A 14,604-nucleotide genomic window follows, 5' to 3' on the forward strand; every position below is an offset into this window, starting at 1 on the left:
GTAGCGGCGTGAGGCTGTTGCCTCGCCGCCGTCATTCCGTCCCTACTCTCCTGCGCGCTCTTCATGAGACTCTTCCTATCGCTCGCGGCTGCGAGCCTCGCGCCTGCCGCTGCTGCGCAGACCGTCATCCAGATTCCGCTCAACTACAACTTCAACGGAATCGTCCACGCAGGTGAGGCCGGCGTCCCGGACGATCCCGCGGGATACCGCTCGATCTCGGACCGCGGTCTCGACTTCACCGCGGGCGTGCCCACGAACGCTCAGCTCGCTCCCTACGCCATCGTCAGCATGCCGGGTGTCCTCGACATCGTCCACGTGGGCGATCGCGACACCGTGGACGGAGGCAACTACCCCTTCGATCTTGCAGCGAACGGGGACAACCTCGGCATCCAGCCGACCTGGCTCCCGAGCACCAACCAGACGGGTCCGCAAACGACCGTTCTTCCGTCACCGATCACGCTCGGGCAGACGGCCAACGTTCGCGTTCTCTTCCAGGTCAGCAACGGCGGCGGCGCGCTCGACGTGGTCCTCGGCTTCCAGAGCGGAGCGACTGCATCGGGGACGATCAGCGCAGGCGACTGGTTCGGCGGCCCCTACCTCGGAACGGGTTCGACGGATTCGGCCATCGCGGACAATAACCTGTCCCTCACGGAGGGCGTCGTCGACTTCAGCGCATCGGCCGGTGAGACGCTGACCTCGATCTCCTTCCAGAACCCGTCCAACTTCAACGGGGGCTACGCGATCCTCGCGTGCAACGTCGAGACGAGTTCCTCGCCGACGACCCTCATCCCGGTGGCGTTGAACTACAACTTCAACGGCATCGTCCACACGAACGAGGACGGCGTTCCGGACGATCCGAACGGCTATCGCTCCATCTCGGACCGTGCTCTCGACTTCACGACGGGTATCCCTTCGAACCCCATCTCCGATCCCTTCACGATGGTCTCCCAGGCCGGTGTCCTGGACATCGTGCACCTCGGCGACCGTAACTTCGTGGACGGCGGAAGTCGCCCCTGGGACGCTGTGGCGGATGGAGACAACGTCGGTATCCAGCCGACCTGGCTCGCGAACAGCGATCAAACCGGACCGCAGACCACCACCCTCGCCAGCCCGGTCCCGGTCGACGCGTCGACGAAGGCTTCGGTCCTCTTCCAGATCAGCAACGGCGGCGGATCGTTCGATGTGACGTTCAACTTCCAGTCGGGCACCTCGGTCACGAGCACGCTCGCGGGCGGCGACTGGTTCGGCGGCTCGTTCCTTGGAACGGGTTCCGAGGACTCCGGCCTCCCGGATGCCAACCTGAACCTCACCGCGACCACGATCGACCTTGCCGCCTCGGCGGGCCAGTCGATCACGTCGATCACGTTCAGCAACTCGACCAACGGCAACGCAGGCGTGGCGATCGTTGCGATGAACTTCGAGCAGCTCGGGTTCGGCACGGTCTTCTGCGATCCGGCCGTGGCCAACTCGACCGGAGCGTCGGGCATGATGTCGGCGGACGGTTCGTCGCTCGTGTCGGACAACGACGTGACCCTCATCGCGGACTCGCTGCCGAACTTCTCCTTCGGATTCTTCATCACGAGCCGGACGCAGGGATTCATCGCGAACCCCGGCGGCAGCTCGGGCAACCTCTGCCTGAGCGGCGCCATCGGCCGCTACGTCGGACCGGGTCAGATCCAGAACAGCGGGGCCAACGGTTCGATCTCCCTGGCGATCGACCTGACGCGTCAACCGACGCCGAACGGACTGATCTCGGTCCTCCCGGGCGATTCCTGGAGCTTCCAGCTCTGGCACCGTGACTCCGTCGGCGGCTCGACCACGTCGAACTTCACGAACGGCCTCGAGCTCACGTTCCAGTGATGTGGATGGACCTGTCAACCCCCCTGCGGTGAGGCTTCCGATGGTCTTGTTGGGTTAGCTGAACAGTTGATAGTTCCCCGAAGCGCCCCCGCGTGGTCGCCTGGGAGCTTGTCGCGCATTGACGGATTCGCGTAGTGCGCTACGCGGATTCGTCAATGCGCGACAAACTCCTGGCAGCGACGGCGCGGGGGCGGATCTTGGCGGTCCTCGCGCGAGTATCGGGCCGAGTCGCGATGGTCCAGCCGCGGGACGGGAATCCGCTCAGGCTCGAGCGCCGACGAAGGTGACCCAGCGGCCGCGCTGGCGCTCCTCGTCGATCCGCAGGCCGACCTCGTTCATTTTCGCGACCGTTGCGTCGCGGTGGTCGAATCGGCATCCGCTGAACGCGAACCAGCCGGTGGGGGCGAGGCGACGATGGAATTCGGCCGCGTGGGCCTGGAGCACGTCCGCGTAGATGTTCGCGAGCACGACGTCGAAGCCGATCTCGTCCTCGCGCAGCGCGCTGAAGTCGCCGGGTCGAAAGTCGCAGCGGGCGGCCACTCCGTTGTCTTCGGCCAGTTCGTCGGCGGTGGGCTTGGATACCGGGTCGATGTCGAAGCCGACGGCGGATTCAGCGCCGAGCAGAGTGGCGGCGACCGAGAGAATGCCGCTGCCGGTCCCCGCGTCGAGCACGCGCTCGCCGCCGCGGATGCGCTGGTCGATCACGCGCAGGCACGTGCGCGTGCTGGCGTGCCGGCCCGAGCCGAACGAGCCGGCGGGCTGGATCGTGAAGCGAATATCGGACTCCCGCGGTGGACCCTCCTCGCGCCACGGCGGAAGGAGGACGAGCCGTCCGACGCGGAACGGCTTCCAGTCCTTGCGCCAGGACGTGGCGTAGTCCTCGGGCGGCAGCGGCTTGAAGTCGGCGCGGAGCCCCGTGAGTTCCTCGACGCCGATGAGTTCCACGAGTTCGTCGAGCTTGACCTGGACCCTCTGGCGGAACGACGGCGTGTCGTCCTGGGCCATCACGAACGTGCGGACGGCGTCGTGGCCTTCCTCGGGCTGGCGAGCCGCGATCGAGGTCGTTCCGAAGGCCACCGTGGTGCAGGGACCGAAGTTGAGAGTCTCGGCGACGAGCTCCTGCCAGCCCTGGGGCACGTCGACACGAACCTCGGTCCAGCCCATCTTCGATCGAAGCTCCTTCGTCATGGGAGGGATCCTACCTGTTGAGTTCCTGCGACGGGCGACCGTTCACGCTATCGTCGGGGCCATGTGGATTTCCTCTCTCTTGGCGCTGGCCAGCGTCCTCGGGGCCCCTCAGGTCGAGGCTTCTGCCGCTGCGCAGATCGAAGCCTCGACCGCGGAACCGGCCAGGCCGAACATCCTCCTGATCCTGACCGACGACCAGCGCGTCGACACCATCGGGTCCTGGGGGAACCAGCACATCGCCACTCCGAACATCGACCGCCTCGTGAACGCTGGCACCTCGTTCCGCCGGAACTACTGCATGGGCTCGCCGCATGGAGCTGTGTGCGCGCCGAGCCGGGCCATGATCCATTCGGGCCGCGCGTATCATTCGATCGATCACAGCGCCCTTCGCGACGTCGAACTCCTGGGCGAGACGCTGCGAGCGCGCGGCTATCGAACCTACGGCGTCGGCAAGTGGCACAACGGCCAGGAGTCCTTCAAGCGCAGCTTCGACGAGGGGCGCGCCGTGCTCTTCAGCGGTATGTCCAACCACTTCGACGTGCCGCTCCACGACGTGGGCGCCGACGGCAGCGTGGAGACGCGCGAGCCATCGACCGAGCACTCGTCGGACCTGTTCTCCGCGGCGGCGATCAGCTTCCTTGAGGATGCAGGGCAGAGCGAGCCGTTCTTCCTCAGCCTGGCGCTCACGGCGCCGCACGATCCGCGCGATCCGCCTGCGGAGTACCGCGAGCGCGAGTTGCCGGAGCTGCCCGCCAACTTCAAGCCGCAGCATCCGTTCGACAACGGCCACCTCACGCTGCGCGACGAGAACCTCGCCGCGTGGCCCCGCGATACGGCGACGGTCCGGCGGCAGCTCGGGGACTACTACGGGCTGGTGGAGCACATGGACGCGGCCATCGGCCGCGTGCTGGACGCGCTCGAAGCGCGGACGGACGGGCGCGAGACCGTGATCGTCTTCGCGTCGGATCACGGTCTCGCGCTCGGCAGCCACGGACTGCTCGGGAAGCAGAGCGTGTACGAGCACAGCCTGCGGGCGCCGCTCGTGATCGTCGGCCCCGGCGTGCCGGCGGGCCAGCACGTGACGGCGCTCACGTACCTCCTGGACATTCACCCGACGCTGCTCGGGTTCGCGGGGCCTCTGCCGGAGCCGGAGCCCGAAGAAGCAGAAGAAGCCGAAGCGGCGGAGGAGACCGGCGTCGAGGACGAGAACGAAACCGTCGAAGAAGCACCCGAGCTACCGCTGGAGGGCTCCGATCTCGGCCACGTTTCCCGCGACCTGGCTCCGATCTGGCGCGGCGAGCGCGCCGAGGTCCGCGAGTCGATCTACCTCGCCCTCGGCCGAACGCAGCGCGCGGTGACGGACGGCCGCTGGAAGCTCAGCGTTTACCCCGCGATCGGCCACAGGCAGCTCTTCGACCTCGCGACCGACCCCGACGAGCTGATCGACCTCGCGGGACGCCTGCCCTTTCAGCACCACATCGACAGGCTCATGATCGACCTGGAGCGATGGAGAGAGCGTATCGGCGACCCCGATCCGCTGACGGTAGGGGAGCTGAAGCCTTTCCACGTCGACCTCACAGGCAGGGCGCGCAAGCCGGACCGCTGGCAGCCCCAGTGGATCCGAGAGACGTTCTTCGATCCTCAGCCAGAGGAGCCAGCAGTGCCAGCGGTGCCGGAGCCGCCAGCAGAGGCAGAAGCGGCAAAGGAGCCGAAGAAGTGAGCCATTCCCGGCCCAAGTCCCCACGCAGGTTGCGACGGGCCGCAGCGGACCGAATAGTGGGCATCCTCCGCCATGACTGAAACTGACTCAACCGACAGGCCGCCCCTCAACGCAACGCTCACTCCGCTGATCCAGCGGCACGTGCGCGTCGGCTGGGTCGCGATGCTTCTCTTCTTCTTCGGCGGGCTCGTGCTGGAGGCGCTCCACGGCTTCAAGGTCGATGCCTACCTCGGCGCGGACAACGAAACGAGACGGCATCTCTGGACGCTGGCCCACGCCCACGGAACGCTGCTCGGCCTCGTGAACCTCGCGTTCGCCTGGACGCTCTCCCGGCCGCAGCCGTTCCGCGAAGGCGCGGCCCGGTTCGCATCGCGCTGCTTCTTCGGCGCGACGATCCTGATGCCTGCGGGCTTCTTCCTCGGTGGCGTGGTCTTCTACGGCGGCGACCCGGGCGTCGGGATCGCGCTCCTCCCGCTCGGCGCGCTACTCCTCATCGTGGCGACCGCGATCACGGCGCGGCAGGTCATTCGGTCAGCATGATCGGCGTGTGATCCCGGGCAGCCAGGAGACGCTCGAAAAGCGTCTGGGGGATCGAAACGCGGCCGTTCTGGTGAAGCGCCTGGTTCGCGCGCCAGGTCTCCAGGACTCCCTCGCGAAGCGCGGACGCGGTCTCGGCGGTCGTGAGGAAGTCCGTCTTGATGGCCTCGTAGCCCGGCTGGAGCCGGAGCGCGCGCATCGCGTTGAAGCGAGTCGCGTCGTACGGGTCGGCCAGGAACTCTGCGAGGATGCCCGGCATCCAGTCGTGCTCGGAGGCCGCGAGCGCGGGCTCCCAGGTCATGGCCCAGGCGATGAGCGCGCGCTGGCCCGCGTCTCCGCTCAGTCCGAGGCGCACGCCCGCGGCGAGGTCGCGCGCATCGGAATCGAGCGCGACGGGGGCCGCGCCGTACCACTCGACGAGCCGGTCTTCGACCCAGCCGAGCGAGCGATCCAGGTGGCACAGGCTGCACGCGTTCGGGCGGCCGGTCGCGAGTTCGGTCGCCACGCTGGGGGAGTCGATCTCGTGGGAGCGCGTCGCCTTCATCAGGCCCCAGGTGGTGTGGGGCATGTGGCAGTTGACGCACTGGCTGCCGCTCGATGCGGCGCCGTGGTGCGTGTGGCGCGCGAGCTCTGTCTCGTCGCCATACGCTTCGTGACACTGGACGCAGGAGGCGTTGGACTGGCGCTCCTGGGCGAGCATGTCGTCGGCCCATTCCTCGCGCGTCCGCGGGTCCGAGGACGCGCGGTGCGCCGAGTGGCAGGAGGTACAGTCCATGATGCCGCGCTCGGCGTCGCCGTGGGCGAAGCAGGGGGAGCGCTGAAGTCCGTTGAACTCTCGCCCGCCGATGCGAACCATGCCGTCGGGCCAGAAGTGTTCGCGCATGAAGCCCGGCGTGGAACGCGCCAGTTCCTGGGTGCCTCGCTCGCGTCTACCGCCGAAGACGATGTGCGTTTCCTCCAGATCGGCGCCCGGTCGATAGGGGCTTCCGTTCTCCTGCGCATCCGCGAGCCGCTTCGGCACGAGGGCGTTCACGGAGTGGCACTGGGCGCACACGTGGGCGGAGGCCTTCGCTTCGAGCCGCTTCGGGTTCACGACCGAGTCGTCGGCCGCGTCCGAGAGGTGCTGCTGGTAGCGGCGCAGGGGGTTGCGATTCAGGGACGCGTGGAGGTCGCCGGGGCCGTGGCACGCTTCACAGGAGATTCCGAACTCGCCGACCACGGTCTCTGCCGCCGCGATGGCGGCGGGCGTATTCTCCATCACCTTGGCACGGGCGTCGGTGGTGTGGCACTTGACGCAGTGAACGTTCCAGCGGCCGACGTCTTCCCTGGGGGCGTGCACGGGCTGCATGAGGAAGACCGAGGACCAGGGGATCCAGCGTTCTTCGTCGAGGTGATAGTAGAGCGGGAACATGCCGAGGCCGCGCTGGTCGCCGTAGCTGTACCAGAACACCTGGATGTGGTGGCTGCCGGTGACCTGGGTGAAGCGGACGCGCTTGGTCCGTTCGCCGCCAGCATCGGGCGCTTCGATCGGGAACGTCCCCCAGTATTCGTCGCCGACGCGCTCCATGGCGAAGCGCTCGCCGCGGATCGTCAGATCACCATCGAAGCGCGCGAGCACCGTGCCCGGCTCGACGGGCTGCGTCATGGTGCTGTGGTAGGAATCCTGCCAGCTGGAGTACTGCCCGGGATGGCAGGAACGGCACTCGTTCGAGGTGACGTAGGCATCCGTCGGGACTTCGAGGACGCGGCCCGCGGGCGTAGGGGGCGCGCGGAAGGATTCCGGTGTCTCGGTGCCGAACCAGAAGCCCGCCAGAAGGGAGACGGCGAGCAGAGCGCCGAGCGCGCGCCAGCCGAGCCGCGGCTGCGACGGAAGCAGGCAGGTCAGTCCGAAGAGCGCGCCGAATGCGACCAGCGTGCCGAGGGCGGTGGCGAGAGGGGCGTCGGGGAGGGGCATGGGGGAAAGGCTCGATGGGCGCGGAGGCCCTCCCCAGTGTAGCTCGTGGCGGAACGACAGCCGGCGAAAGCCGTCGTTCTGGTGGGAGCCGGAGATGCTAGATTGGGACACCGCTGCCGCTCGATTCGGCGCTACCGCCCGTGGCGGCACCGCGAACCTCCACCGCCATGACCCTCGATCGATCCCGGTGGCAACCTCGTACGACGACCTTCATCGTACTGATGGCTGCGGCCAACGCTCTCCTGTACCACGCGCCGCTCTTCTCGTTCGCGGCGGACCATCTGGAGGTCGGTTCCTTCAGTGGCATCCTGACGCTGGTCACCGCGCTGGTGGCCTTGTTCTCCTCGACGGCGCTGTTGCTTTCCTTGCTGGCGCTGGTTTCCCACAGGCTGCTGAAGCCGATCTGCATGGTCCTCGCGATCACCAGCTCGATCGCCGTCTACTTCGTCGCGACCTATCAGGTGGTCCTGGACAGAACGATGATGGGAAACGTGCAGAACACGAACCTCGCCGAGTCCCTCGAGCTTTTTCACCCGAAGCTCCTGGTGTACCTCGCGCTGCTGGGCCTCCTTCCGGCCGGGCTACTCGCCGGGGTGCGGGTGGAGAAGTCGCCGCGGCTTCGCGTCGCCGCCATGGCCGCGTCGGTGCTGGTGCTGACCGTGACCTGGGGGTGGATGGCCTCCGGAACCTGGGGCTGGATCGACAAGAACGCCAAGAGGCTGGGCGGTCTGGTCATGCCATGGTCCTACGTGATGAACACCGTAAGATCCGCGGCGCCGAAGCTGTGGCAATCGGACGTCCAGATTCTCTTGCCCGAGGCCGCATTCACCGATGACGAGAAGTCGGTCGTCCTCCTCGTCATCGGAGAGTCGGCGCGGGCGCAGAACTTCTCGCTGTACGGCTACGAGCGACCGACGAATCCGCAGCTGGAGAAGGCGGGTGCGGAGGCGCTCCAGAGTACGATGGCGTCCTCGACCTACACGACGGCGTCGGTGCGCTGCATCCTCTCGCACGTGGATTCCAGCTCGGAGTTCTCCACCCGCTACGAGCCCCTGCCTTCGTACTTGCAGAGGCACGGCGTCGATGTGATCTGGCGCAGCAAGAACACGGGCGAGCCTCCCATCCAGGTCCAGACCTACGAGACGGCGAGGGAGCTAGCCAGGGACTGCCCTGGGCCAGAGCGCGACTACGACGAGGTTGTTCTGACGGGTCTCGAAGAGCGAATCCGAAGCTCGTCCAGTCAGAAAATCCTCGTGGTCCTCCATCAGGCCGGCAGTCACGGCCCGTCCTACTCGACCAAGTACCCGATCCACTTCGAGGTCTTCCGTCAGGTCTGCGAATCGGTCGAGCTGGGAACCTGCAGCGAGGAGGAGCTGTACAACGCCTACGACAACACCATCCTCTACACGGACCAAATTCTCAGCCGGACCATCGACGTTCTGAAGAGGATCCCGGCCGCTTCGCCCCTTCTGATCTACATCTCGGACCACGGAGAATCGCTCGGCGAATATGGCCTCTACCTGCACGGCGCGCCCTGGATGATCGCGCCAGATGTCCAAAAGGCCGTCCCCTTCATCGTCTGGATGTCGGAAGAATTCACCGAACGAAGAAACGTCCATCCCGCCCAGCTCCAGGCGCAAACCGCACACAGTCAGAGAGACATCTTCCACACGATCCTGGGAGCCCTCTCGATCCAGAGCGAGGTCTACGAGGAAGAGTACGACATCTTCAACGAGTCCTTCTCGAACCGATGACCGCCCTATCCGACACAAACGGACCAGGTGCATCCATTCCGACACAAACGGACCAGGTGCAGCTGTACCGATACGAACGGACCTGGTCCGTTTGTATCGGTACAGCTGCACCTGGTCCGTTTGTTTCGGAATGGATGCACCTGGTCCGTTTGTGTCGGATAGGGGTCAGAGGGGTGACAGGCCTTGGGCGTTGAATCGCAATCGTTGGCGGGTTCGGGGGCGGTTCGTCCGGAGTTCTGTGCGCGTTCCTGTCCAGAAGAGGTAGTCGCCGTACGGGGCCCTGAAACGGTAGCGGCCGTTAGGGGCGACCGTGATCCACTCGGTGGGGCTGCCGACTGCGTTCGTGCCGACCTGTAGTGGACCACTCGTTTCTTCGGCCAGGACGTGGAGGAACAGGCGGTCTTCGGGGGCGGGGGCAGGAAGAGTGCCCGTCGCGGTGTGGTCGGTTTCTAGCTGGATCGTGAGCTCGTTCGCGCCGGGTTGGATCGTGACGAAGCCGTTGGCGCGCGACGAAAGCGTGGTCGAGTGGGGACCATGGGTCATCAGGTGCATCCAGACGCGACCGGGTGTTGCCGGGACCGTGCGGCTTCGGCGACTCGACCTCAGAAGATGTCGGCGCGTGGTTGACGGGGAGGGACCGTAGTTCAGGACACACAGCGTGGAAGGGGTCGTGCCCGGGGGGGAAATGTAGTTCACGGTGATCGCTGTGGGGGGGCGCCGCTCGAAGCGGAGCTGCAGGGGTGGCGACTCGCCGTGGAGGTCTGTCTCGAGCACCGCGTCCTCGAAGTCCGGGTGGTGGGCCGCGATCCGGTAGAAGCCGTCCGGGACCATCTGCCATTCGAAGTGGCCATCCGCGTTGACCTTGCCGGGAGGGACACGCTGGCGATAGAGGGCGAGTCGTCGTCCGTCCGCGTCCGGATCACTGAGCAGGGTTCGCTCGATCCACACTCGGGCGTAGTCGGGATCTGCCACCGAAGCAGGAAAGGCAACGTGGGCCGACTCCTTTCGCGAGGGGCTGAGCTGGATCGTTACCTCCGTGATCTTCGAGGCGAGCGGTTCGCAGATCGCCATGCACAGGGGAACATCGGTCGGGTCGAAGTCAGGGCCTGGGGTGATGGGGGCGACCGCCTGCACCACGATCGGCTTCGGCGCATCGGCGAAAGGCAGGGGAATCAGGAAGCGACCTTCTCGAGCGGGCTGGGACAGGTCGAGGTACTTGTAGGCGCCTTCTTCCTCTCGCCATTCCGCGCTGGCTGAGACCTTGGAATCCGGGGCTGGCTCGCCGCTTTCACCCAGGACGGTCACGTCGACGTAGGTCGCGATCTCAGCGGGAAGCTTCAGGGATAGATGCCCGGACGCAGGGATCACGATGGGGGCGAGGTCGTCATCGGCGCTGGCCGCGAACGCGTCCTCCAGGGAGTACGCCAAGCCGTTCTTCTGATGGGTGTACGCGCGTGCCGTCGAGTTCGTGTAGAGGCAAAGCGGCTGGCCCACGGGGAGGCCGTGGGCCTCGCCGTGCCCGGACGCGTCCACTTTGAGCTCCACCCGAGCGGCTGGCATCCGCGAGAACTCCCGATTCGGATCGGCCAGGCTCGGCGCGATCCCGATCACTCGCTGCTTCACCAGGCTCGAGGGGAGCTGGACCTCCAGCATCCCGGCATCGGCGGTCGGCTCCGCGAGACTTTTCATTCGCCCGATGGTTCCCGAATTCGCGGGGGCGGGCTGTTCCTGCCTGGCGTCCTGCTCCTCCGGCGAACCCTCCGCTACAGACCCGGCGCCCTCGAGGAAGGCCTCCGGCTCCGACGAGCCCCCGGCTGCGGAGGCCAAAGCCACTCGGCGTTCTGCTCTGGAACCAGCGGTCGCGCGCGTCAACGACGAAGAAGCTTGGGAGCTCTGCGCCGCGGAGGTGTCACCCGCCCCGACAAGGGCGGCTGTCCCCTCGCGTGGCGGCGAAGGGCTTCCTTCGGGTGACGTCGCCCATCCGGTCACGCCCAGGACCGCAGCCGTCATCGCCGCGACAGCGCCCACCGCCATCGCGATCGGACCGGCGGACCACCAGGTCCCCATCGATGAGGACTTCAGCGAGTCGAGGGCGCGTCCCTTTCCGCCGAGCGCAGTCATTCCCCCGAGCCAGGCCGCAGGGCCACCGCTCGAGTCCTTGTCGAGCCGACGCCGAAGCGCCTCGAGCCCGCGCGTCACCCTCGACTGGATCGTCGTCACTGGCGCGTTCTCCCGCGCCGCGATCAGGGCGAAGCTCTCCCCGTGATAGAAGCGAGCGACCACCGCGTCCCTGACCTCCGGCTCCAGCGACCGAACGTGCGCGAGCAGTCGCTCTGCCAGGTCCAGCTGCGCCACGCTATCGAAGCTCGACGGCTCCGCTTCCGGGCGCGCCGCCGCTCCTTCGCGATCCGCGCGCCGGGCGCTTGAACGACGTTCGTTGTAGGCCTTGCGCCTGAGCACGCGCGCCAGCCAGGGCCGACTCGACCGCCGATCGAGCTGAGTGCCCACCGCCGCCGAGGTCGCCCCGGCGATCAGCGTCTCCTGGGCCAGGTCGTCCGCCTGGGATGCATCGCGAACGATCTGACGAGCCAGTGCCCGTAAGAAGTTGGCCTGCTCGGCCAGCTCGGGGCTGATGGCCTGGAAAGGGTCAGGGCCCGAGGGGAGGAAAGGGGGATTCATGGCTACAGGGGTAGGAAATCGGAGCGCGGCGCTCGCCGCTACCTCGATTCACCGCCTCCCGTCCCCAAAACGACGGAGATTCCGATTTGTCGCCTCGCGATCCCTGTGTGGCTATCCTTGACCGATCGGTTTCTGTTTGGCAGAGTGGTGCCCATGAGTCCCGGACCCCAGAAGAGCTTCGACGTCGAGGAGGCCGTCCTGACCGCGCGCGACCTGTTCTGGGAGCGCGGCTACGACGGCACCGGAATCCGCGATCTGGAGGTGGCGATCGGCATCGGGCGCAAGAGCCTCTACGACACCTTTGGCAGCAAGCGCGAGCTCTACCTGCGCTCGCTCAGGAAGTACGCGGATACCGTCATCCAGAGCATCTGCGACGGGCTCGAGCGCGAGGGTGTCGGAGCGCTCGCGAACCTCGAGCGCGTCCTCGGCAAGCTCCAGAAGCACCACGGCTCCGACGGCAGCCTCGGGTGCCTGCTCGGTGTCGCGATCGGGCAGATCGGCGCCGACGACGAGGAGCTGGCGGCGTTCCTACGCGGCGTTCTCGATGGTATGGAGCAGGCGTTCGAGCGCTGTCTCCGCGAGGCCATGGGCGCAGGAGAGGTTCGCTCGGACCTCCAGCCCAGGGACGCCGCGCGCCAGCTCGTCGCTCTCTCCCAGGGCATGGCGCTCCTCGGCCGCGTCTCCGACGGCCCCGCGCGCTCCCGTTCGATCATCCGCGCCGCCCTCGCGGCGCTTCGTCCCGTCTCTTCGAGTTGAATCCCATGAGTCCCACCCTGACCGCCCTCCTCGCCCTCGCTGCCTTTCAGGGCGCGGACGTCGCCTCGCCGGAAGCCTTTCCCGCTTCCACCCCGATCGCAGAGTCGCTCTCGCCCCAGGTCGTCGCCGATCTGAGCGAACTCGTCCAGAGCTTCGTCGACGACGGCGAGATCGTCGGCGGCGAGCTGCTCATCCTCAAGAACGGCCGCACCGTGCTCCACGGCGCCTACGGCTGGCGAGACCAGGCGTCCAGGACCCCGATGGAGCCGGGCGGCGTTTTCTGCGTCCGGTCCATGACCAAGCCGCTCATCGGCACCGCCATCGCGATGCTGGTGGAGGACAGGGCGATCAAGCTCGGCGACCCGGTCTCGAAGTACCTGCCCGCCTTCGACGCGGCCAGCACGCGCGAGATCACCATCGATCAGCTCCTGCACCACACGAGCGGCCTGCCGCTTTCGCTCATCATGAGGTCGAACCCGCGCGAGCTGACGAGCCTCCGCTCGGTCGCCGACATGGGCGGCGGAGTCGAGCTCGAGTTCGAGCCCGGCACCGGATTCCACTACAGCGACCAGGGCACCGATACGCTGACCGCCCTCATCGAGGTCGTGACCGGAGCACCTGCGGAGGACTTCATCGAGGCGCGCATCCTCGACCCCCTCGGCATGGGGGACAGCGCGTGCCTGATGACGAAAGACGACCCGCTTCGTGCGCGAGGCGTCTCGAAGTACGCCGGAGCCCAGGGCAGCTGGACCCGATTCTGGTCGCCCGAGGACGAGGCGCTCTTCCCGATCTTCCTCGGGTCCCAGGGGCTCTACTCGACGGCCGTCGACTACGCGAAGTTCGTCCAGATGTGGATGAAGAAGGGTCGCGGTCCGGACGGACGTCTGCTCCGTGGCTCCTCCGTGCGTCGCGGCCTCGAGCCGGGCCCTTTTCCCATCGGGGCCCCGACGGGTTTCCCCGGACTGGAGACGGCCTACGGCTCGCTCATGCAGCTCTGGACGCGCCCGACGGCTGACGACGAAGACGAAGGCCGCGACGTCGTCGTCTTCGGCCACACGGGCTCCGACGGCACCCACGCCTGGGCCTTCCCCGAGCACAACGCCATGGTGCTCTACTTCACCCAGTCGCGCGGCACGCTGACGGGTCTGCGCGTCGAGGAGCAGCTCGGCGCACTCCTTCTCGGCGTCCCCTTCGACCCGATCGAGGCCGCCCCGCCCCTGGAACAGTACCTCGGCTACTACTGCGAGGACCGGCCCAACGACCGCTACCGCTCGATCATCCTCCACGAGGGCGGGCTCGCCCTGGAGATCCTCGGCAAGGCCGTGGTGCCGCTCGTGTACGCCGGCGACGACCGCTGGAAGCTCAAGCCCCAGCCGGGCACCGTCATCGCCTTCGATCGTGGGGCAGCCGGGGAAGTCACGGGCTACCACATCGGCGAGCACCAGGAGTTTCGCTTCGAGCCCGCCGCCGACCTGCCGACCGCCGATGAAGTGGCCGATCACGTCACCGCGACGCATCGGATCGACCGGCTGGAATCCCTCGGTGTGCTACGCATGAAGAACGACTTCGAGATGGAGAAGCTCGGGATCTCGGGTCAGCGCATCGCCTGGTACGGCTGGCCGGATCTCTGGCGCGTCGACGAAAGCACCGGAGAGGAAACCGCGGCTACCGGCTCGGACGGGAAGGCCGTCCGGATGAAGATCGGAGACAAGCCGACCGAAACGCTGGAAGGGCTCGCGGTCACGCTCGGCAACCAGAACTCGCTCGGCGCGCGCTTCGGCGACTGGCGAAAGCGCGGCATCGACGCCCGGGTGATCCAGCGCATCGAAGAGGACGAGCGTGGAATTCTGCTCGTGCGGCTCGGAGACACTTCAGGGATGGCCACCACGCTCTACGTCGACGAGACCGAGTGGACCGTTGGTCGCCTCGACGGCATGACCATCCTCCCGGGAATGGGGCTGATCGGCCAGACCATCCAGTTCAGCGACTTCCGCGATCTCGAGGGCATGCGCCTGCCCTATCGGACGGAGATGGAACTCGCCAACCCGATGATCGGGAGGATCATCGGGCTGGTGACGGACGCGACGGTCGGTGTGGACGTCGAGGAAGGCTGGTTCAGACTCCAGAAGGACTGATCTCCCTGCGCGCCAGGACCG

At 67.0% G+C, this 14,604-nt stretch carries 9 protein-coding genes; 6 read left to right on the top strand and 3 right to left on the bottom strand.

Going from position 1 to position 14,604, the window contains the following annotated elements:
* Positions 1–63 precede the first annotated feature (63 nt).
* On the top strand, positions 64–1,860 hold the full coding sequence (locus tag Poly30_RS03595; RefSeq protein ID WP_145194653.1) for a hypothetical protein: 1,797 nt from the start codon (positions 64–66) through the stop codon (positions 1,858–1,860).
* Between the two features lie 261 nt (positions 1,861–2,121).
* On the opposite strand, the gene Poly30_RS03600 is transcribed toward Poly30_RS03595, so the two are convergent.
* Positions 2,122–3,048: a 50S ribosomal protein L11 methyltransferase gene (locus Poly30_RS03600; protein ID WP_145194654.1), complete on the bottom strand. Its 927-nt coding sequence runs from the start codon at positions 3,046–3,048 to the stop codon at positions 2,122–2,124.
* Between the two features lie 61 nt (positions 3,049–3,109).
* On the opposite strand from Poly30_RS03600, the gene Poly30_RS03605 reads away from it, so the two are divergent.
* Both Poly30_RS03605 and Poly30_RS03610 read left to right on the top strand, forming a co-directional pair.
* Positions 3,110–4,768 (top strand): sulfatase-like hydrolase/transferase, encoded by a 1,659-nt coding sequence (locus tag Poly30_RS03605; RefSeq protein WP_419190913.1) that lies wholly within the window; start codon positions 3,110–3,112, stop codon positions 4,766–4,768.
* Between the two features lie 72 nt (positions 4,769–4,840).
* Positions 4,841–5,308, top strand: a complete 468-nt coding sequence (locus tag Poly30_RS03610; protein WP_145194656.1) for a hypothetical protein — start codon at positions 4,841–4,843, stop codon at positions 5,306–5,308.
* On the opposite strand, the gene Poly30_RS03615 is transcribed toward Poly30_RS03610, so the two are convergent.
* On the bottom strand, positions 5,292–7,259 hold the full coding sequence (locus tag Poly30_RS03615) for a multiheme c-type cytochrome (RefSeq protein ID WP_145194657.1): 1,968 nt from the start codon (positions 7,257–7,259) through the stop codon (positions 5,292–5,294). The two genes, Poly30_RS03610 and Poly30_RS03615, sit on opposite strands and share 17 nt — an antisense overlap.
* Before the next feature lie 167 nt (positions 7,260–7,426).
* On the opposite strand from Poly30_RS03615, the gene eptA reads away from it, so the two are divergent.
* Complete coding sequence (gene eptA, locus Poly30_RS03620; protein WP_145194658.1) at positions 7,427–9,013, top strand: phosphoethanolamine--lipid A transferase EptA; 1,587 nt, start codon at positions 7,427–7,429, stop codon at positions 9,011–9,013.
* A gap of 165 nt (positions 9,014–9,178) precedes the next feature.
* Here eptA and Poly30_RS03625 read toward each other — a convergent pair whose 3' ends face one another.
* Positions 9,179–11,692, bottom strand: coding sequence for an RNA polymerase sigma factor (locus tag Poly30_RS03625; protein ID WP_145194659.1), 2,514 nt, complete (start codon positions 11,690–11,692; stop codon positions 9,179–9,181).
* A 153-nt stretch (positions 11,693–11,845) separates the two neighbouring features.
* On the opposite strand from Poly30_RS03625, the gene Poly30_RS03630 reads away from it, so the two are divergent.
* Positions 11,846–12,448 carry a TetR/AcrR family transcriptional regulator gene (locus tag Poly30_RS03630; protein WP_145194660.1) on the top strand — a complete coding sequence of 201 codons (603 nt, stop codon included), beginning with the start codon at positions 11,846–11,848 and terminating at the stop codon, positions 12,446–12,448.
* Between the two features lie 5 nt (positions 12,449–12,453).
* Positions 12,454–14,583 (top strand): serine hydrolase domain-containing protein, encoded by a 2,130-nt coding sequence (locus Poly30_RS03635; protein WP_145194661.1) that lies wholly within the window; start codon positions 12,454–12,456, stop codon positions 14,581–14,583.
* Positions 14,584–14,604 lie beyond the last annotated feature (21 nt).

This window comes from Saltatorellus ferox (assembly GCA_007751475.1).
Lineage (GTDB): Bacteria > Planctomycetota > UBA1135 > UBA1135.